Origin of the sequence: Undibacterium pigrum, assembly GCF_003201815.1 — a bacterium.
GTDB classification, from domain to species: Bacteria; Pseudomonadota; Gammaproteobacteria; order Burkholderiales; family Burkholderiaceae_D; genus Undibacterium; species Undibacterium pigrum.
In genome coordinates this window covers 465,971-484,847 of record NZ_QJKB01000003.1, presented here as the reverse complement: position 1 = coordinate 484,847, position 18,877 = coordinate 465,971, and the positions used below count along the sequence as shown (strand labels likewise).

Annotated in this window: 19 protein-coding genes; 14 read left to right on the top strand and 5 right to left on the bottom strand. The window is 50.9% G+C overall.

Annotation, left to right across the window (positions count from 1 at the left end):
* Position 1: 1 nt before the first annotated feature.
* From DFR42_RS13085 to DFR42_RS13075, 3 genes are all read left to right on the top strand, one after another.
* Positions 2-1,864 carry a DUF3426 domain-containing protein gene (locus tag DFR42_RS13085; RefSeq protein WP_110255404.1) on the top strand — a complete coding sequence of 621 codons (1,863 nt, stop codon included), beginning with the start codon at positions 2-4 and terminating at the stop codon, positions 1,862-1,864.
* A 334-nt stretch (positions 1,865-2,198) separates the two neighbouring features.
* Positions 2,199-3,464 carry a YjgN family protein gene (locus DFR42_RS13080; protein WP_110255403.1) on the top strand — a complete coding sequence of 422 codons (1,266 nt, stop codon included), beginning with the start codon at positions 2,199-2,201 and terminating at the stop codon, positions 3,462-3,464.
* A gap of 9 nt (positions 3,465-3,473) precedes the next feature.
* The gene (locus DFR42_RS13075) at positions 3,474-4,541 is read left to right on the top strand and encodes a M48 family metallopeptidase (RefSeq protein ID WP_110255402.1); all 1,068 of its coding nucleotides are present in this window, start codon (positions 3,474-3,476) and stop codon (positions 4,539-4,541) included.
* A 141-nt stretch (positions 4,542-4,682) separates the two neighbouring features.
* Here DFR42_RS13075 and DFR42_RS13070 read toward each other — a convergent pair whose 3' ends face one another.
* On the bottom strand, positions 4,683-5,282 hold the full coding sequence (locus DFR42_RS13070; RefSeq protein WP_110255401.1) for a hypothetical protein: 600 nt from the start codon (positions 5,280-5,282) through the stop codon (positions 4,683-4,685).
* A gap of 171 nt (positions 5,283-5,453) precedes the next feature.
* On the opposite strand from DFR42_RS13070, the gene mpl reads away from it, so the two are divergent.
* The 8 genes from mpl (at position 5,454) to DFR42_RS13030 (ending at position 13,746) form a co-directional block, all read left to right on the top strand.
* The gene (mpl, locus tag DFR42_RS13065; RefSeq protein WP_110255400.1) at positions 5,454-6,857 is read left to right on the top strand and encodes a UDP-N-acetylmuramate:L-alanyl-gamma-D-glutamyl-meso-diaminopimelate ligase; all 1,404 of its coding nucleotides are present in this window, start codon (positions 5,454-5,456) and stop codon (positions 6,855-6,857) included.
* A complete protein-coding gene (locus tag DFR42_RS13060) occupies positions 6,854-7,426 on the top strand; it encodes a YqiA/YcfP family alpha/beta fold hydrolase (RefSeq protein WP_110255399.1) in 573 nt (190 codons plus the stop codon). Before mpl ends, DFR42_RS13060 begins: the two co-directional genes overlap by 4 nt.
* Entirely contained in the window at positions 7,413-8,027 is a 615-nt protein-coding gene (locus DFR42_RS13055; RefSeq protein ID WP_245936949.1) for a chorismate--pyruvate lyase family protein, read from the top strand. Before DFR42_RS13060 ends, DFR42_RS13055 begins: the two co-directional genes overlap by 14 nt.
* A gap of 431 nt (positions 8,028-8,458) precedes the next feature.
* A complete protein-coding gene (locus tag DFR42_RS13050) occupies positions 8,459-10,564 on the top strand; it encodes a ribonuclease catalytic domain-containing protein (RefSeq protein ID WP_110255398.1) in 2,106 nt (701 codons plus the stop codon).
* A gap of 2 nt (positions 10,565-10,566) precedes the next feature.
* Complete coding sequence (locus tag DFR42_RS13045) at positions 10,567-11,670, top strand: TonB C-terminal domain-containing protein (RefSeq protein ID WP_342766845.1); 1,104 nt, start codon at positions 10,567-10,569, stop codon at positions 11,668-11,670.
* A complete protein-coding gene (gene aroE / locus DFR42_RS13040; RefSeq protein ID WP_110255397.1) occupies positions 11,667-12,506 on the top strand; it encodes a shikimate dehydrogenase in 840 nt (279 codons plus the stop codon). Before DFR42_RS13045 ends, aroE begins: the two co-directional genes overlap by 4 nt.
* Positions 12,503-13,198, top strand: coding sequence for a monofunctional biosynthetic peptidoglycan transglycosylase (mtgA, locus tag DFR42_RS13035; protein WP_110255396.1), 696 nt, complete (start codon positions 12,503-12,505; stop codon positions 13,196-13,198). Before aroE ends, mtgA begins: the two co-directional genes overlap by 4 nt.
* Positions 13,195-13,746 (top strand): hypothetical protein, encoded by a 552-nt coding sequence (locus DFR42_RS13030; RefSeq protein ID WP_110255395.1) that lies wholly within the window; start codon positions 13,195-13,197, stop codon positions 13,744-13,746. Before mtgA ends, DFR42_RS13030 begins: the two co-directional genes overlap by 4 nt.
* A gap of 130 nt (positions 13,747-13,876) precedes the next feature.
* Here DFR42_RS13030 and DFR42_RS13025 read toward each other — a convergent pair whose 3' ends face one another.
* Entirely contained in the window at positions 13,877-14,434 is a 558-nt protein-coding gene (locus DFR42_RS13025) for a hypothetical protein (protein WP_110255394.1), read from the bottom strand.
* 198 nt (positions 14,435-14,632) lie between these two features.
* On the opposite strand from DFR42_RS13025, the gene DFR42_RS13020 reads away from it, so the two are divergent.
* Complete coding sequence (locus DFR42_RS13020; protein ID WP_110255393.1) at positions 14,633-14,965, top strand: carboxymuconolactone decarboxylase family protein; 333 nt, start codon at positions 14,633-14,635, stop codon at positions 14,963-14,965.
* 7 nt (positions 14,966-14,972) lie between these two features.
* Here DFR42_RS13020 and DFR42_RS13015 read toward each other — a convergent pair whose 3' ends face one another.
* Together DFR42_RS13015 and DFR42_RS13010 are read right to left on the bottom strand one after the other, a co-directional pair.
* Positions 14,973-15,743, bottom strand: a complete 771-nt coding sequence (locus tag DFR42_RS13015; protein ID WP_110255392.1) for a hypothetical protein — start codon at positions 15,741-15,743, stop codon at positions 14,973-14,975.
* Positions 15,740-16,267 carry a GNAT family N-acetyltransferase gene (locus DFR42_RS13010; RefSeq protein WP_110255391.1) on the bottom strand — a complete coding sequence of 176 codons (528 nt, stop codon included), beginning with the start codon at positions 16,265-16,267 and terminating at the stop codon, positions 15,740-15,742. Before DFR42_RS13010 ends, DFR42_RS13015 begins: the two co-directional genes overlap by 4 nt.
* 326 nt (positions 16,268-16,593) lie before the next feature.
* Here DFR42_RS13010 and DFR42_RS13005 point away from each other — a divergent pair, with 326 nt between their 5' ends.
* Positions 16,594-17,343 (top strand): hypothetical protein, encoded by a 750-nt coding sequence (locus DFR42_RS13005; protein ID WP_110255390.1) that lies wholly within the window; start codon positions 16,594-16,596, stop codon positions 17,341-17,343.
* Positions 17,344-17,464: 121 nt separating this feature from the next.
* Here the strand turns inward: DFR42_RS13005 and DFR42_RS13000 are convergent, their stop codons facing one another.
* Positions 17,465-18,172, bottom strand: a complete 708-nt coding sequence (locus DFR42_RS13000) for an aspartate/glutamate racemase family protein (RefSeq protein WP_170133507.1) — start codon at positions 18,170-18,172, stop codon at positions 17,465-17,467.
* A gap of 217 nt (positions 18,173-18,389) precedes the next feature.
* Here DFR42_RS13000 and DFR42_RS12995 point away from each other — a divergent pair, with 217 nt between their 5' ends.
* Positions 18,390-18,863 (top strand): hypothetical protein, encoded by a 474-nt coding sequence (locus tag DFR42_RS12995; protein WP_146218840.1) that lies wholly within the window; start codon positions 18,390-18,392, stop codon positions 18,861-18,863.
* Positions 18,864-18,877 lie beyond the last annotated feature (14 nt).

Genomic DNA, 18,877 nt, shown 5'->3' with positions numbered 1-18,877 from the left:
TATGGCACTGGCGACCCGCTGCCCCCACTGTCAGACTGCCTTCAAGGTAGCCAATGATCAGTTGAAGCTGCATGCGGGCCTGGTGCGTTGTGGCTCATGTCAGCAAACCTTTAATGCTGTAGAAAACCTGTTGCCAGGCGAGGGGCAGAAGCCTGCACCTGCGCCAGTATCTGCCACTGCGCCTGCCAGGCCAGCAAGTGCGCCAACTGCCACGAATGCCACGAATGCCGTAACTGCTGCAGCGGCAACTTCAGCAGCCACCTCAGTGGCCACCTCAGTAGCCACTAACGCGACGGCTGCATCACCTGCCGCCGCTGCCCTGAATGCTGCGGCCAGTGTTAAACCTGTCACACCAGCCAAGCCGCAAGTCAGTGCAGCAGTGCCAACGCCAGCAGCAAAACCTGTCGTCCCTGAAACTGCCAGCGTTGTTGCAGCAGAAAATAAAGCGGAAGCCAAAGCAGTACCAGAAGAATACCTGGCGTCCTTAATAGAACCAGAACCTGATTTCGAGCAGACGCGTATTGTCCCGCCATCTCCTGTTGCCCCGGCTGGCCGCTTTTTTCCGCCAGAAGCGCTGCCGGAAGACGACGCGAGCTTGCCAGACAGTCTGGTACCACCAGAGAGGCCTGCACCAGTCGGCAAGCCATTCAGTGCTACTGCCAGGCCGGCTACTGAAGTGCTGGCCGCCATCAGCAAGGCAGAACTGGAATTTGAGGCAGAAACTTTTGACATGCCCAGGGATGTCAAGGCAGCAGCCCAGGCACCTCAGCCAATACCGGCAGCACCTGTGCCCGTTGCCAGTACAATTGCAGCTCCACAATTGGTGAAGCCGGTAACAGCAATGGCAGAACCATCTGCCGTAGCCAAGCCCGTAGTCAACAAAGCTGATGCCGTTCCCAGACAAGAACCCACGCTGAGTACGTCATCGGCACTCGATTTTGATCTGGGTGACGGTGGCTTCTTGTTGCCAGTGGAAGAAGTGCATGACACTGATATTGCCCGCATGGAGCTGGAAACCCGTGCCGCCCTGATGGACCCGCCAACTGCCGACTGGTCAGTGAGTGAAGTGCCAGAAGAGCAGAGCGAAAAAGTCGCCAGCACAAATGACAAGCCAAATGAGTTTGCTGCCACTGAAATGCTGTCGCCCAACAGCATCAACAAAGTCTGGCGTCACAAAGACCATGGCGATCTTGCTGAACCTGGTGACGCAGTCTCACTCAATGATGCAGTAGAAGAAGATACAGGCAAGGAGCCGTATCTGGGAGATGCCGAAGCTGCTCTGGCCAGACAGGCTGCCATCAGTGAAGATTCCAGCAGCGATCCGGAAGCAGAACAGGAAAAACCCAATTTTGTCATTCAGGCAGAAAAACAGCGTGGTCGCAAACGCATGGCCAATATCATGCTGGCGCTGATGATCATCTTGCTGATACCTTTATTGCTGGGCCAGTCTGCCTATATCCTGCGTAACCAGCTGGCAGTCAGACTGCCGCAAACCAAGCCCTGGTTGCTGGAGGCGTGTACCTATCTGAAATGCCAGGTGACTTTACCGGCACAGATAGAAAAGATTGTCGTCGATTCCAATGAATTGCAAAATCTGGCACCAGAGCGCAATGTCTTCATGCTGGTCATGCAAATACAAAACCAGAGCGATGTGCCACAGACCTGGCCCAATATCGAGCTGGTCTTGAACGACATCAAAGACAAGCCTCTGTTGCAACGCGCCTTCACTCCCGCTGATTATCTGACCGAAAAGGACAAGCTGGAAAAAGGCTTCGCCGCAGGTGGCGAACAAAACATCAAACTGTATTTTGAATTGCCTGCACTCAAAGCGGCAGGTTTTCATGTTGGCGTGTTTTATCCCTGACTTGTACTGCTTGAATTATCCGGCTTTTGCCTGATTAGAACCGCAGTAAATCATTTGCGGCTTTGATTCGTCTGAATTGACTATTATCAATGGAAGATAGTCTTTCCTTTTTTCCCTGCAATCCAAAATCACAAAGCCAGCCAGGCCTGGCTGCTATTTAGTAGTGTGCCAGATGAAGATGGCATGCTGTCCTTGTTAAAACAACAGCCCGCCCTCAAGTTTGTAACAAAATTTTACAAACTTATTGGTCTTATGTTATTTTCCTTGTCGCTGCCTGGTGCAGAGCTCAACAGTTAAAAAGACCTTCAGATAAAAGACCATAAAGATTTCAGGCATGCAAATACAAACAGGGGCGGCGGATGCGTGGCCAGATGGGGCAGACACTTTGCCAGTAAGTACTATTCCAGATCGGGAAGTCGCAGTAACAAGTGCAGATTCAAATGCTGCGCCTGCGCAGGAGCAACTGACTCAATATCAGCCCTCATTTACAGGCACTGGCAAGGAGTACTTTCGTATCTGGATCGTCAATCTCTGTCTGAGTCTGGCGACCCTGGGTATTTATACTGCCTGGGCCAAAGTGCGGCGGCTCAAGTATTTTGACCGCAATACCCAGTTGAATGCAGCAAGCTTCAATTTTCATGGCGATCCCAATATCATCTTCCGTGGCAGGGTGATCGCAGTCATACTCCTGTTTTGCTATCACTACCTGTTCACGTTTTCAAAAACGCTGGCCCTCAGCCTGTTTGTCATTTTCATGCTGGGTGTGCCCTGGATGATGCGCAGTGCTCTGCGTTTTCGTTTGCGCAATACCAGTTATATGGGCCTGCGCTGTCAATTTCATGGCTCGCTTGCTGGTGCTTATGCGACCTACTTGCCGCTTGGCCTGGTAGTGTTATTGCCAGGTTTGCTTGGTGTCCTGATGCCCCATAAACCTGGCATTCTGGCTTTCGCATTTATCCCTTATTTAAGCTGGCCCTGGTTGCATGCGCGTATGCGTATGTACCAACATAAAGGGCTGGCATTTGCACAATTGAGTAGTAGTTGCAGTCTCACCAGCGGATCTTTTTTCCTGTCTTACTTCATCATAGGCCTGAGCCTGCTGATCTTTGTCATGGTGATTGGTATGGGCGGTGCAATTTTCTTTGCCTCATTCAAACATCATGCGCTTGAAAACTATAAGGTTTTTATCGAAACTTATGGCTGGCTACTGGTGCCTGTGGGGTTTCTGGTCGTTTTGCTGGCGTATGCCATCTTCCTCAGCGGCAGCACACTATTGCAGGTCAAAATCTGGAACAAGTCCTGGAATGCCACCCGGTTTCCCGGCATAGAGATAGAGTCGCATCTGCCGTACAAAGCCTATTATTTTTTGCAAATGAAAAACCTGTTCCTGACGCTGCTGACTGTGGGCTTATACCGGCCCTTTGCCGTGGTGAATGTCTACCGTTTCCGTTTGCAGCATGTCAGCGTGAAAGCTGCCAGCCTTGAGCAACTGCTGGCAACCCAGCATGCACAAACTACGCAGGCAGGAAAGTCAGGGCAGTTTGGCCAGGCCAGTGGTGACAGTAGTGCAGACTTGTTTGGTTTTGATTTGTCCTGGTAGAAAGCATTTATGATACAAGCACATTATTTTGATCATCGCCAGGCTTTGCTGCACAAGGTCATTCTGCATTTCCAGGCTGGTGGTATCAGTCTGGCAGGTGAGGGCATAGAGCGTCAGATAGATAAAAACCAGTTGCAACTGGAAGAACCTTTCCAGGATGCGCCCTGCATCTTGAATTTCGCAGATGGCAGCCATTGTGAAATTCATGCCCAGGCCGACAAGCAAAGCCTGCTGGCTCATCTTGGCTATACGCCATCCACCATAGAGCGCTGGCAGCACAAATGGCAGGCAGCCTTGCTGGCCATTATCGTCATGGCCGGTATCTTTTTCTCCGGGTATAAATGGGGTGTACCGGTATTGGCAGACAAGATCGCCACGCTTATTCCTGTCAGTTATGAGCGTGCCCTTGGTAGTGAAATCATCAATTTTCTCGATCAGGTCATGCTGAAACCGAGCGAGCTTGATGACCGTACAATCGCGCAGGCCGAGCAATTATTTCGCCGCCTGCAGCCCAAGGATTCATACGTGCCTATTCATCTCGAAGTGCGCAATGCGCCAGGTATAGGCGCAAATGCCTTTGCCCTGCCAGGTGGAACCGTCGTCATTACAGATCAGTTGGTGACACTCATCGTCGGCAATAGTGGCAATGAGCTGACAAATGCGCTGGCAGACGAATTATCAGGTGTATTGGCACATGAAATCGGGCATATACAAAACCACCATGCCATGCGCCGCCTGGTGCATAAAGGCTTGTTGACAGTTGCCCTCGGCAGTATGTTTGGCGATTTCAACTCAGTCGTAGCACTTGCACCGGTAGGTCTGATAGGGCAGGAATATAGCCGGAATATGGAAGTTGAGGCCGACACTTACGCTATTACTGCCCTTATGCAAAATGGTATTTCGCCCAAGCATCTGGCCAATGTGCTGGAAAGCATGAGCAATAGTCGCAAACGCTCCGGAGTCGAGGCGACGCCAAAATGGTTGCGTAACGTCTATGCTTACGCGTCCAGTCATCCGGCTACCGATGAGCGTATCGCCCGATTCAGGCTGGTAGCGGCAGCGGTGGCGCAGAAGTAGAGAGATAAATTGAGTAGGGTGATGGCAAGATCAGGTCGCTATTTACGAAAAATGCCGCAGGCAACGACAACATTGCCGACTTTTTCTATAGTCGCCCTGCTCAGGTGATCACGCCTGGCATTTGGATGGCCAGGCAAGCTTTTACTCAGTGTCAGCTTCTGCCAGTATCGCTCGCAAGCCTGCTGCATTGGCGCGCTCTGTACTCTTGCCATGGCCGCTGCGTATGGCATCCTGATCTTGCAAAACCAGATGCACGCCTTCGTTCTTGTACATGAAACTCAGGGTTTCTATACTTTCATTGCGGTTATTGAAACTTTCCGAGACTTCAAACTGCACATCCTTGTTTAATAAGTAAATAGCAACATCCTTGGTATTGTCGGCAAATAAATGCAGGTGAATATCAGAATGATTGCCTGCCGTGCCATTGAGCACGGCGCCTACGATGTAGGGGCTGTAGCGCTCCAGCTCGTCCATGATTTCGAGTGCGAGTTGTCGCAAGTGTAATAAACGCTGTGGCTGGGTATCGCCAAAGAATAATTCATTGTATTCGCGCACTTCCTGCTCGATTTGCGCATTGTCAGGCAAGACATCACCCTTGACTTTATGGTTGCCCAGCAACTGCTTGGCCGCCTTGCGCTTGGCCGAGGCATAGTCAGCCCCATCCTCGGCTATCATACGCGCCGCCAGCGCAGCAATCTCAGCCCGCAGGCTCTCTGCTTCATTAGGTGTATGGATCATCATGGGGTAATCATAACTGAAACCTTGGGTAAATCCAAAAACAAGACCTCTTAACATAGGGAAATGCAGGTTTTTTGCCTAGGTATTCATAGGTTTTCAGCTTCTGTTACGAGTGGTGACAAGAACATGGCTTCTCTCAGGTAGAATTGCGGGATTCTGGAATTTGGTTCAATTATGCATATTCATATATTAGGTATCTGCGGCACTTTCATGGGTGGCCTCGCCGTGTTGGCAAAAGAAGCAGGTCATACCGTGACGGGCTGTGATGCCAATGTCTATCCGCCCATGAGCACCCAGCTCGAATCCCAGGGCATCAGCCTGACTCCGGGCTATGGGGCCGAGCAGATAGCGCTGGAACCGGATTTATATGTTATTGGCAATGTTGTCACCCGTGGTAACCCCCTGATGGAAGAAATCCTCAACCGTGGCTTGCCGTATGTATCTGGCCCGCAATGGATGGGTGAGCATATCTTGCGTGACAAGTGGGTACTCGCTGTCGCTGGCACGCATGGCAAGACCACTACATCGGCCATGCTGGCCTGGATTCTGGAATATGCAGGCTATGCACCTGGTTTCCTGATCGGTGGCGTACCGCTGAACTTTGGCATCTCTGCCCGTTTATGGGGCAGCCATTCTTCTGACTTCTTTGTCATCGAGGCAGACGAATACGATACCGCTTTCTTCGACAAGCGCAGCAAGTTCTTGCATTACCATGCCAAGACTGCCGTGCTGAACAATCTTGAATATGACCATGCCGACATCTTTCCTGATGTGGCCGCAATCGAAACCCAGTTCCACCATCTGGTGCGTACCGTGCCTGGCGTAGGCCGTTTGATTGTGAATGGCAACAATGCCTCGCTGGAACGTGTGCTCAAGCGTGGCTGCTGGAGCGAAAAAGAATTCTTTGGTAATGATCAGGCCTGGCGTCTGGTCATGCAAGACGGCGAAGATTTTGATGTGTATTTCAATGACCAGTTGCAAGGCAAGGTGCAGTGGAATTTGAATGGTGAGCATAATCGTCAGAATGCCCTGGCCGCGATTGCCGCTGCCCGCCATGTTGGCGTCACCCCAGAAATCGCGATTGAAGCGCTGGCCCAGTTTGTCAGCGTCAAACGCCGTATGGAAGTGCGTGGCGTTACCGGTGGTGTCACCGTCATTGACGATTTTGCCCATCATCCTACTGCTGTTGCCACCACGGTTGCAGGTTTGCGCCGCAAGGTGGGCGATGCGCGCATCCTCGCTGTGCTGGAACCTCGCTCGAATACCATGAAACTGGGCACCATGAAACAAGCCTTGCCCGGAAGTCTGGAGCATGCTGACCTGGTCTTTGCCTTTGGTGAAACCGAAGGCAAGTCCGCGCTGGGCTGGGATCTGGCTGAAGCTCTGGCACCCTTAGGTGACAAAGTTGTCTGTCATCACAAGATCGATGAACTGGTGCAGGACATCGTCAGCAAAGCCCGGGCAGGTGACCATGTACTCATCATGAGTAATGGCGGTTTTGGAGGTGTCCACCAAAAATTGCTGGATGCTTTGCAAGGCCGTGCCCCGCAAACAGACAAACAGGCGATTGCAGCATGATCCTCTACCTGCACGGCTTTCGTTCATCGCCAGACTCCTACAAGGCACGCTGCATGCTGGTGCATATGGCGAAGCTGGGTCGCAGCGATGAAATAGCCTGCCCCGACCTGTCGCCATCGCCAGCGCTGGCAATACAGCAGGCCGAGGCTTTGCTGGCGGGACACAAGGCAGAAGATATCTGCATCATAGGTTCATCCCTGGGTGGCTATTATGCGACCTGGCTGGCAGAAAAATATGGCTGCAAAGCGATCTTGCTGAACCCCGCCGTCAAGCCGCCGCGTGATCTGGAAAGCTATGTAGGTGTAACGACTTATTACCATAGCGACCGCGTCTTTGAATTCAAGGCAGAATACATGGCTGAACTGCGCGCACTGGCCGTAGAAAAGATTAGCCAGCCTGAACGTTATTTTTTGATTGCCGCTACCGGTGATGAAGTACTGGACTGGCGCGAAATGGTGGCCCACTATCCGCGCGCCAAGCAAGTTGTGATTGAAGGCAGTGATCATGGCATAGCAGAATTTGCTGATTACCTGGATCAGGTGATGGCCTTTGCAGATGGCAGGGCCTGATTTGGAAGCAGCGATTTTGCATGAAAAAAAACAGATGCAGCGTCCGCTGGCCGCGCAATGGTATGCGCATGTCAATGCCGTGCACACCAGTGCAGTCATGGAAGACTGGCTGACGAACCGCGATTCGCTGACGGCCAGGCTGGTGGCCAGGTGCCAGCAGTTTCGCGTACAGCGTTTGTCGCAGCACAAGGCAGTGTGCCTGCAGGATGAATATGCTGCCATAGGTTTACCGCGTGCCATGAAGGTGCATGAGCGCGAAGTGTTTTTGCGATGCGATGGCGAGGCCATGGTGTATGGTCATACGATAGTGCCGCTGAGTGCCACGGCAAATGAATGGCCACTGTTTCATGCGCTGGGTGAAAAGTCTTTGGGCAGCACCTTGTTCAATGACCCGCTGGTGCGCCGTGGCGAGTTGCATTACTCCAGGCTAAGACAGAGTCACCCGCTGATACGCCGTATCGTGGTAAGGCAGCCAGAGCTGGCAGGCGTGCATAGCATGCTGGCAAGGCGGTCTTTGTTTTGGCGCAAGGGCGGGTGTTTGCAGGTGACGGAAGTGTTTTTGCCTGGGGTTGAGGGTTTGAGGATTGTTGAAAAGCCTTAAGACCTTAAGACCTCTCAACACAGAGACACCGAGACACAGAGGTGCACAGAGAAATACAAAAAGGGCGTAGAGAGAAACGAGGCCGTATCGTGTTAATTAAGCCGCGCTCTCAAAGCCGTCTTTCCTGCGAAGGCAGGAATCCACCGGGCTGGTGACACCAGTGGCGTTCGTGGCAAACTGATGCAGCCAAAACGCAAGCTGCAATGTGTAAACCCCTTCCCCTTCAAGGGGAGGGAAATGAAATAGGCATATGAATAATTTTCCACTTTGCTGATAGAAGCAAAGTAAATATAGAACAACAAACATCTCAACCAAGAGACACAGAGAATAAAAAAAGAGGTAGCAAAAATCCAGGATTTTCTCCTGTCTTTCTCTGTGTCTCCGTGCCTCTGTGTTGAGCTTTTTGGTCTTAAAACATAAAGAAGTATTGAATGAATTTATTTTTCGAAGAATCCGGTGATTTCAAGGCAGGCAGCATCATGACGCATGCTGGTGAGGCATATCAGGTCGAGATGGCCAGTGGCAAGCGCACCAAGGTCAAGGCCAAGGATGTGCTGCTGCAATTTGCTTCGCCCGATCCCGCCAGTCTGATTGAGCAGGCCAAGGCTGCTGCAGCTGAGATAGACCTGGAATTTCTGTGGGAAGTCGCCGGACAGGAAGAGTTTGGTTTTGCCGAACTGGGTACTGAATATTTTGGTCATGCGCCGCAACCGGTAGAAGCGGCAGGCCTGATCTATGCCCTGCATAATGCCCCTATCTATTTCTACAAAAAAGGCCGCGGCCGCTACAAGGCTGCGCCTGAAGCATCCCTGAAAGCCGCCCTGGCCGGTATAGAAAAGAAAAAACAGCAAGCCCTGATACAGGCTGGCTATGTAGAAGAACTCAAGCAAAACCGCCTGCCAGAGACAATGAAATCGCTGGCCCTGCAACTCTTGTTCAAGCCAGACAAGAACAGCATAGAATACAAAGCCCTGGCAGAAGCCTGCGACGCCATGCAAATGTCGCCGCAACGCCTGATGCTGGCTGCGGGTGGCATTGCCAGCCCCAAGCATTTGCACCTGGCCAAATTCCATTATGAGCATTTCCCCAAAGGTGTGGGTTTCCCGGCGATTACTATCCCGGCCTTGCCTACTGATTTGCCCGTGGCTGATGTTGAGGCATTCTCCATCGATGATGTGACAACCACTGAGATTGATGATGCTTTCTCTGTCGTCGACCTCGGCAATGGCCAGTTGCGCGTCGGCATACATATTGCCGCACCAGCCCTGGGTATACAGCGCGGTGATGCGATAGACCAGATGGCACGTGGCCGCATGTCCACCGTGTACATGCCTGGCGACAAGATCACCATGCTGCCGGATGAACTTGTCAATACCTATACCCTGGGTGCCGGCCAGACCCGCCCGGCGGTATCTTTGTATGCGACTTTGAATACTGAGGACTGGTCTGTCATCAGCACTGAGACCAGGGTAGAAGCCGTGCCCATGGTCAGCAACCTGCGTCACAATGACCTCGATGCACTGGTGACTGAAGATAACCTGGCCAATGACGCCGGTGAATATCCGCACAAGGCCGACATCGCGCAATTGTGGAAGTGGGCACTGGTGCTGGAACAGGGCCGCATGGCCAAGCGCGAAAGCTTTGGCATGAAGCCTGAGCAAAATAACCGCGTCGATTTCAATTTCTATGTAGAAGATGATGTTGTTTCCATCGTGCGCCGCAAGCGTGGCGCGCCGCTGGACAAGATCGTCGCCGAACTGATGATCTTTGCCAACAGTACGTGGGGCAAGCTCATGGCTGACCATGGCATTCCCGGTATCTACCGTGCCCAGGGCGTGGCCGGTGGTCGTGGCCCGGGTGGCTGGACAGCCCGCATGCAGGTACGCATGCTGACCCATGCAGCACCGCATCAGGGCCTGGGCGTGGATCAATATGCCTGGAGCACATCACCGCTGCGCCGTTACACCGACCTGGTCAATCAATGGCAGATCATCGCATGCGTGCAACACGGCATTACGGCACCTTTGGTAGCCACCTTCAAACCCAAGGATGCTGACCTGTTCGCCATCGTTTCCGGCTTTGATGCAGCCTATGCCGCCTATGCTGATTTCCAGAACAATATGGAACGTTACTGGTGCCTGCGCTGGCTGGGGCAGGAAGAAAAACGTCAGGTCGAAGCTGTTGTTTTGAAAGATGAAGTCTTGCGCCTGGTGGATATTCCGCTCATCATCCGTTTGCCGGGCATGCCACAAACTGCACGTGGCGCTCAGGTGCGTCTGGATATCTTGCGCTGGGATGAAGTTGATCTTGAAGTGGAAGCGCGCTTGCTGGAATTGCTGTCCACCGTCACTGAGCTTGATGAAGAAGAAATGGACGATGAAACCAGTACAGAAGTCGCCGAAGATTTTAGTGCAGAAGAGGCTACGCCTGCAGAGGTAACAGAAACAGCAGCAGAGACAGTAATAGAAGCGGAGACAGCAGACGATATTGCAAACAATGCTGCCAGCACTCCAGATGAAGAACAGCCACAAGCCTAGTAATGAAAAGTCAGAATAAAAAAATCAAGCCTGAGAAACAGGTTAAACAAGAAAAACTGCCAGGCGAGCAAGGCCAGCCCGCCAAGGCAGGTGATGCTGCATCCCCTGCGTCTACTACATCCGTCACCACAGCGATACCTGCTGCAGTGACGGCAATGAGTAGTAGCGCTAAAAATAGTACCGGTAAACTGACATCTATTGAAGTGCGAACAGAAAGAGCCAATTATGAAAAGCTGATTTTCACTGTTGCCATCACAGCTTCACTGGTCTTGCACGCGCTGGCTTTGCTGGTGCATTTTGTCATGCCAAAAACGGTGGAAAACAAACCGCGTGATGCTGATCTTGAAATTATTCTTGTCAATTCCAAACATGCCAAGCGCCCTGTGAACGCTGAGGCGCTGGCACAGGCCGACCTGGATGGCGGTGGTGCACATGACAGTGGTCGCAGCAAGTCTCCCTTGCCTGATATGAAGCGCAGTGAAGATGGTGATGCGCTGCAAACCAATACCCGTAAAATTGCCGAGCTGGAAGAGCAGCAAAAGCAATTGATAGACCAGGCCAAACTCAAGGATGACTTCCGCCAGCAAAAGCAGGAAAAGAAAAATACCGACGAAAAACCCAGACCATCGACAGGTGAGGATAGTGTAGATACCACCAAGGCTCTGGCGCGCATGGCTGCAGAAATTTCGCAGACCATAGAAGACCAGAACAAGCGTCCGCGCAAAACCTATATTACGCCAAGCACCAAACGTCTTGATCACGCTATCTATTACAAGGCCGTACAAAAGCGCATAGAAGATACCGGCACGCTGAACTTCCCGCAAAAAGATGGCAAAAAGCTGTACGGAGAAATGTTTATCTCCATTCCTATTTTCCAGGATGGCACTATCTATGAAAAAGAAGGCGGCCCACGCATAGAAGTCTCTTCCGGCGACAAGGCACTGGATGCGGCTGCACTGCGTATCGTCCGTCGTTCCGGGCCTTTTGGACATTATCCAAAAGCCAGCCTGGGGCCGAACAGCAATGAAGTCTTCATCATGTTCGCCCGCTTTAAATTCACCCGCGAACAACAGCTTGAAACAGAATTACGCAAGGGCCCAAATTGAAGTCAGATCAGTATGTCGTCATAGGCAATCCCATTGCGCATAGCAAGTCGCCAGCTATCCATGCCCGCTTTGCTGAACTGACAGGCCAGCAACTGGATTACCAGCGCCTGCTGGCACCGCTGGATGGGTTTGCCGGTGCAGTCCATGACTTCATTGCGGCTGGAGGCAAGGGGGCCAATGTAACCCTGCCTTTCAAGCTGGAAGCTTTTGCGCTCTCCACTGAATTGAGTGAACGCGCCAAAATTGCCGGTGCCGTTAACACCCTCAAGTTTGAACACGGTAGTATCTATGGCGACAACACTGACGGCATAGGCCTGGTGGCTGATATTGTACGTAATGCCGGTGTCAGCCTGCGCGGCAAGCGCCTGCTGTTGCTGGGCGCTGGCGGGGCAGCCCGCGGTGCCTTGCTGCCGCTGCTGCAAGAACAGCCTGCTGTTCTGACCATCGCCAATCGTACCCTCGCCAAAGCACAGGATTTGCAGGAACAGGCAAAAAGCCTCAGCGACAATTGTGAGTTGCTGGCTTGCAGGTTTGAAGACCTGCAACAGTCTTTTGATGTCATCATCAATGCCACGTCGGCCAGCATCAATGATGATGTGCCACCTCTGGCTGCGGCAGTGTTCAATAAAAATACGCTGGCCTATGACATGATGTATGCCGCAGCACCGACTGCATTTTTGCGACTTGCTGCCAGCCATGGCGCGCAATGTCGTGATGGCCTGGGTATGCTGGTGGAACAGGCGGCAGAAGCCTTTGCCCTGTGGCGTGGTGTACGTCCACCATCAGGACAGGTACTGGCCGAGATGCGTGCTGCATTAATGGCGAGCCAGGCATGAGATTATTTGGCCGTATCCTGTTCTGGCTGGTCCTCGTACCCCTGCTTTTATTCACGCTTTTGCAAGCCTATTATCTGGCGCATGTCTGGTGGTGGATAGATCACAACCCCACTTCCACCAGTTTCATGCGGCAGCAGCTGGATGTCTTGCAAGAAAAGAAACCTGACTTCCAGCTCAAGCATAAATGGGTACCCTATAACCGCATCTCGAATAACCTCAAGCGCGCCGTCATTGCCTCAGAAGATGATGGTTTTGTTGATCACGAGGGGGTGGACTGGGAAGCCATGCAGGCTGCGTATGAAAAAAACCAGAAAAAGGGCAAGGTTGTTTCTGGTGGCTCTACCATTACTCAGCAGCTAGCCAAAAACCTGTTTCTGTCGCCAGACCGCAGTTACTTCCGCAAGGGTGAAGAACTCATCATCACCTATATGCTGGAAAAATGCATGGACAAGCAACGTATCTTGGAAATTTACCTGAATGTCGTAGAATGGGGTGTGGGCGTGTTTGGTGCCGAAGCCGCAGCACAACATTATTACCGCACCAGCGCTGCCAATCTTGGTCCTTCGCAAGCTGCCAGGTTGGCGGTGATGCTACCCAAGCCACGCTATTTCTATAAAAACCCCGGATCAGGATATTTGCAAAGACGTAGCGAAGTGATCCTGCAACGCATGAATAATTCAGAATTGCCATGAATCTCAATAAACAAACTGGAATCAGCCTTGTCATGGTGTCCGTCATTTCCATGCTGGTGGCCGCGCTGGGCATGACTTTCCTGTATTACATGCGCACTGGTCATCTGCCCATGCAAGACTTGTGGGCACGTTTGGGCAAGGCAGCAGCTATCATCGGTAATGATGTCAAAGACAGTACAGGCTTGCCAACTGGCAGTAGCGAGGGACCTGGCATGCGCCAGGCAGCCACTACAACTGAAGGTGTACGCCGTTGCACCATCGATGGTAAAACCATTTATTCAGACACCCTGTGCCTGGACACCAATCCCACCACAAAAAAAATCAGGCTCAATGACTCCAAAGGCATGGAGCCACCAAAAACTGCCATGGCCAAGGATGAGGCAGGCAAAGCCGCAGACAGTGGCAATTCAGCTGCCACGTCAAATGAAGAAATGAAGAAAAAAGTCATGGAGCAGGCGCTGGGGAAAAGTGTTCCAGCTTCCAGTGCTGCTGACGATGATCTGCGCCTGAAAGCCATGAACCGGGCGATTGATAAGGCGACGAAGTAATTTTTCAGGGCTGGCTTACATTATTCATACTTGCGGTGATTGGCAGCTTGTGCCGCGCTCCTTCGTCGCACAAGCCAGGTCAACAATGCTGCGCATGCTGTCCCACACACATGGCGCAGTTACCTTAACTTCAAGTCATCCTCTTGGTTTGATGTATCAAATCAAATATTTGCTTCGCATCTGCTATTGATTGAAACTGCGTCAATTTGGAATTCGTCATTCCAGGCAAACCGGAAAATCCTCCAAACAGATTTGCGTACGGGTTAGGGCCAAATACGATACTTCCTTTGCCATCCTTGCTTTCCGTAAGACTGAGTTCTCCCAGACTGCTGAGTTTGAGTGACTTGATACTTGAATTGAAGACGCCAGACACGATGAGAATACGTTCATCCGTTATTGCGTAATAAGTGTTGGCACGCTGCTTTGCTTCAAGAAAAAAACGGCCAATAATCATGTGCAAACCGATCAGCACAAAGGGAATACCCCATATCCAAAAGAGCAGCGGGGCATCCGAAGTGATGACCGTGTATTCCCAGAACAGGGCAAACCCGCCCCATATCAGGCTGAAAGGTATCATGAACAAATCTGTTACCTGGAGCATGATGCCCTGACGTGGTTGGCCTGACCAGAGCAGACGTTCATTACTTGATAGCTGGGATGTAATTTGCGGGAACTGGCTGACTATCATGGGTGTGCTGATCAGGGAGGTAGATGAAAGGTCCTTGAAGAATTTCCAAGCTTATCAATACATGTTGTAAGCTATTAATAATTATAGCTTCAGTCCAGATTCATAGAGATTAAAAATTTCGTCTTGGATGAATCCATTTGGCTGTTTGCACACTCTGGTCATGGTAGGCAGATCTTAACCCTTCCAACTGGAGTAAGCATGAGCACTTACCAAAACCCGCAAGACCTGGCCAAAGCCAAAGACCTTATCAGTCTCGCCCCCAAAGAAGCGCAAGCTTTTCTGGCACTGAAGACAGTAGCCGAAAGAACAGATGGCATCATCCCCGAAAAATACCGCGAGCTGATTTCCATTGCTGTTGCCCTGACTACCCAGTGTGCCTATTGCATAGATGCGCATAGCAAGAACGCGCTCATGGCAGGAGCGACACGAGAAGAAATTGCCGAAGTCGTTTTCATTACCGCTGCACTGCGTGCAGGGGCAGCGGTTGGCCATGGTTTGCTGGCTTTACGATTATTCGATGAGGCGAGCTGAACCTGGCTTAACAAGGCAATACATGAAATGGCGCTCCTATAACGTGCGCTATGCCATTGATCGCTGCACTACATACCCTGGCTTTGTTAAAGGCGATATCCGCCAGGCTGGCTATTGCCAATCCCAGATAGGAAAAATAAGCCAGACCCAGATAGTCGGCAAAAACAATGGTGTGCAGCCAGTCTTGCCTGAACAGATAAAAAAAACCAGTGACAGCAGCTGCACCAAGCAATACTCCTGCAGGTAATAATAATTGCACGCTGGCGCGAGGGCGGAAAATGACGCTGGCTGCCAGCAGGATGAACACCAGGGCGTTGGCAGAAGTAAAGATACGAAACTCCCTGGTCAGTGCCTCTGCCACATCCATATATTTGCTACGAATTAAATTATTCAGTTTGTTATTCAGATTCGCAAGTTTAAGGCTGCGTTCTTCCAAGCCTGTTGTTATGGTTTTCTCTATCTTCTGGCGACATGGGCAGTCAAGCTTGCCCATCTCAGCCATGATACCTGCAATTTTTGCTGGCAGGCCAGCAGCCAACTGCTGTCTGATTTTTTCTATCTCTGCGGCTTGTTGCCCGGCAAGGCGGCTTGCAAAGGCTGTTATTTTGCTTTCTTCCAGCGTATGCAGGTTTTGCTTTACGCGCTTTTCTACTTCCAGGCGCACCACTTCACGCGCCATGTTTTCTACCATGACCGGGTTGGTATACGACAGCACAAATGCTGAAGCGAACAACAGGCTGCCTGTTACAGTGATCAATAATAACAGTATGCGTATCATGATTTTTGCCTCACTGCTTCATGCAGCTCTGTATCTTTGTTGGGTTGCCGGAAGCACCAGCGCACCAGGTTCTCCTGTTCATCATCCACATAACTGCCTGCCTCAATAAACCCCAGCTTTTGCACCACCCGCGTTGATGCCAGATTGTCTGGATTCACCTGGGCCAATACCTGTGATACACCGCCATCAAATGCCAGTTTTAACAAGGCTTGCACAGCTGAGCTGGCTGCACCTTTCCTTCTGCATTCGGGAGAAATACCGTAGCCAATTTCTACCATGCCATTTCGTGGCGCATGCTTGAAGCCGCAACTGCCGACGATATGCTGTTCTTCTGTGGCGACGATGTAAAACGTACTGCACCAATAGGCAGAATCACCTGCCATCATTTGCTCCAGCGCTCTTGCCGCAACAAAGGCTGGTGGCAGCGCATTAACGGCCTGGGTATAGCCAGGCGTTGCAGGCTGGGCAGCATTTGCCATCACCTGCAGATGTTCTGATGGAATGCTGCTCAAGTGAAAGAGCATGATGCAAGGCCAAAAAAGATTGTGCCATCATTGTAGTGCTTCAAGCGTGTGAGCGAGTCTGCATCAGCTTAAATATTTGAAATGCATTCCTTGCGCTATAAATTTTTTCATCAGGACATGTGCAAAAAAAATTGAAATGATGGATTTTGGTTCACACTATTTTCCTTCCCCCGTTAGTCTCACACAGTTGCCATTCAATCCATGCATTTTACTGTTAGTCGCAGTGGTCTGGAATTACCTATTTCCCATGTCTTAGCATATTGGTGCTGCAACAATCACAGCTTGCAGAAACACCTCAATAGCAAGTACCCAGGTATGGAGACCGCATGGACCAGCAAGAACTCATCACACAATTAAGTCGTCAAAATCGTTTGCTCAAGCAGGTATTGGCCGTCAGTGCAACAGGCCTGACTGTCATATTGCTGACGGCTGCAGCATCAACAGAAAATCGCGGTAAATTTTCTGAAATAGATGTGGAGCGCATCAACATCGTCAGCCCTGAGGGCAAGAATCAAATGGTCATCGCCAATCATCTGCGTCTGCCTGGCCCCATTGTCGATGGCAAGCAAGTCAGCCGCATGGGGCCACAAAGACCTGGCATGATTTTCTATAATTCAACTGGCGATGAAAATGGCGGTTTCATCTTTGATGGCAAGCTGGATGACAAAGGCAAGCCTGACGCTGGCATGCATTTTTCCATGGACAGGTTTGGCGGTGATCAGCAACTCTCGCTGGGCCATTTCGAAAGCGGTGGCACGATGGAGTCAGGCTTGAAAATATATGACCGTGGCCTGCAAAAAGACTACGATGGTTTGTATGACGCCTATGAAAAAGCGCCAGCGGGGGCAGAGAAAGACGCCTTGCTAAAAAAATGGAAAGATGCCGGTGGTCAGCAAACCAATCGCCTGTTTGTCGGTAAAACCCGGGGCAAGTCATCTGCTGTCATTCTGGCCGATGCCAAGGGCAAGGCACGCATCATGATGCTGGTCACCCCGGAAGGAGAACCTATGCTGAATTTCTTGGATGACAATGGCAAGATCATCCAGAGTTTGCCACAGAAGGGAAGCGCGAAATAAGTGAGTGAGTAAGTGAGTGGAACGGATATTTTTACAGTGATGGTCTGATTGAGTAATACAGACTCATTCTCTGTCACTGTAAATAAACATTTGCTTTGCTACGCCCCCGCTTGAGCAATCATCAGGCAAAGGCAAACTCGACAACTGCCTGACAATGTATGGATGTCGTGTTAAAGACCGGCATGGAAATATCTTCCTGGCTGATAAGCAAAGGGATTTCCGTGCAGCCCAGGATAATGCCCTCTGCGCCCTGATCTGCCAATGCCTGTATGTAATCGAGAAATAGTGCGTGGCTTTTCTCTGTCAGTCGATTATGTATCAACTCACTATAAATAATGTCGTGAATGCTATCTTGTGTGGCAGCATCCGGTGTCAATGTGGTGATGCCTGCTGCACTCAGTTTTTCATGATAAAAATTGCCGGACATGGTTTGCCTGACGCCGAGCAAGCCAACTTTTTGTATGCCCGATGCCTGCACCCGGCTGACTGTTGCATCGACGATGCTGATAAAGGGCAGGGGCAGGCGTGGCAAAATTCCTGGCACAAAACGGTGGGCACCATTTGCGCAGAATGTAAAAAAATCAGCACCTGCAGCCTGAAGTTTATTTGCCTGCATCACCAGGAAGTCGTGAATGGCTTGTGGATCAGCCTCGGCAGCGCGCGAAGTGAAATCATGTTGATCCAGACTGAGCAGAACCACGCGCGCACTGTGGCTGATACCTGTGCGCTTAAGCACCAGTTCATTAATGAGACGGTAGTATTCGGCGCTGGAAGCCCAGCCTATTCCACCAATTAATCCTATGGTCTTGTTTTGTACCTGGTATTGCACTATTCATTGCTCCCGTTGGTCGAATATATCTTCTTTACATCTTGCTGCTTAAGAATGGGTCAGGAGAATAGCATGATCTGCTATGGCACATGTTTGCCAGGCAGGCCCGATCCTGGTATCGGCATGGTCTTATGCTATGCTGAGACTTCTTGTCACCTTAATGTATTCCGTAATGAGATCCACTGCCTTAATAACAAAAATTCTGCTCACAGCTTTATTGGCATTTCTTAGCCAAAGTGTTTTCGCCAAAGCTAATTTCCGTACCTTCAATGTCGTGCTTTTACAGCCAGAAGCAGTATTGACAAAAAGAGTGCCGGATGTGGGAACATTGGCCAGCTATATCAAAGAATTGGAACAAGCCCTGGCTGCCAGCATAGAGCCTGTGCCAAGGATGGAAGTGGCAGGTGGTTTTGTGGTTGTTGGTATCAAGCCCGGTAGTAAATCGGCTGTCTGGCTGGATTTTAAATCGGGTATTTCTCCCCGCACGCAAAGCATTTTAAAAAATGCAGTAACAACAGTCAAAGCGCCTGACTATAAAGGACTGGTGTTGTTTGCACTTAAAATAGGCATCAATGGCGGTAGCCAGCCTATCGAACTCAGCCCCTCCCCGCCAGAATGGAAAATTGCAGCTGAAAAACTGGGGCGCACAGTGGAAGTGGAAACTCTTGTCGAATCCATGTGGGCCGATTAATAACTGCTCCTGAT

What these genes read in the sequence shown, in the direction of transcription:
- DFR42_RS13085 (WP_110255404.1), top strand. Translation starts at nt 2, where the DNA reads ATGGCACTGGCGACCCGCTGCCCCCACTGTCAGACTGCCTTCAAGGTA.
- DFR42_RS13080 (WP_110255403.1), top strand. Translation starts at nt 2,199, where the DNA reads ATGCAAATACAAACAGGGGCGGCGGATGCGTGGCCAGATGGGGCAGAC.
- DFR42_RS13075 (WP_110255402.1), top strand. Translation starts at nt 3,474, where the DNA reads ATGATACAAGCACATTATTTTGATCATCGCCAGGCTTTGCTGCACAAG.
- DFR42_RS13070 (WP_110255401.1), bottom strand. Translation starts at nt 5,282, where the DNA reads ATGATGATCCATACACCTAATGAAGCAGAGAGCCTGCGGGCTGAGATT.
- mpl (WP_110255400.1), top strand. Translation starts at nt 5,454, where the DNA reads ATGCATATTCATATATTAGGTATCTGCGGCACTTTCATGGGTGGCCTC.
- DFR42_RS13060 (WP_110255399.1), top strand. Translation starts at nt 6,854, where the DNA reads ATGATCCTCTACCTGCACGGCTTTCGTTCATCGCCAGACTCCTACAAG.
- DFR42_RS13055 (WP_245936949.1), top strand. Translation starts at nt 7,413, where the DNA reads ATGGCAGGGCCTGATTTGGAAGCAGCGATTTTGCATGAAAAAAAACAG.
- DFR42_RS13050 (WP_110255398.1), top strand. Translation starts at nt 8,459, where the DNA reads ATGAATTTATTTTTCGAAGAATCCGGTGATTTCAAGGCAGGCAGCATC.
- DFR42_RS13045 (WP_342766845.1), top strand. Translation starts at nt 10,567, where the DNA reads ATGAAAAGTCAGAATAAAAAAATCAAGCCTGAGAAACAGGTTAAACAA.
- mtgA (WP_110255396.1), top strand. Translation starts at nt 12,503, where the DNA reads ATGAGATTATTTGGCCGTATCCTGTTCTGGCTGGTCCTCGTACCCCTG.
- DFR42_RS13030 (WP_110255395.1), top strand. Translation starts at nt 13,195, where the DNA reads ATGAATCTCAATAAACAAACTGGAATCAGCCTTGTCATGGTGTCCGTC.
- DFR42_RS13025 (WP_110255394.1), bottom strand. Translation starts at nt 14,434, where the DNA reads ATGATAGTCAGCCAGTTCCCGCAAATTACATCCCAGCTATCAAGTAAT.
- DFR42_RS13020 (WP_110255393.1), top strand. Translation starts at nt 14,633, where the DNA reads ATGAGCACTTACCAAAACCCGCAAGACCTGGCCAAAGCCAAAGACCTT.
- DFR42_RS13015 (WP_110255392.1), bottom strand. Translation starts at nt 15,743, where the DNA reads ATGATACGCATACTGTTATTATTGATCACTGTAACAGGCAGCCTGTTG.
- DFR42_RS13010 (WP_110255391.1), bottom strand. Translation starts at nt 16,267, where the DNA reads ATGCTCTTTCACTTGAGCAGCATTCCATCAGAACATCTGCAGGTGATG.
- DFR42_RS13005 (WP_110255390.1), top strand. Translation starts at nt 16,594, where the DNA reads ATGGACCAGCAAGAACTCATCACACAATTAAGTCGTCAAAATCGTTTG.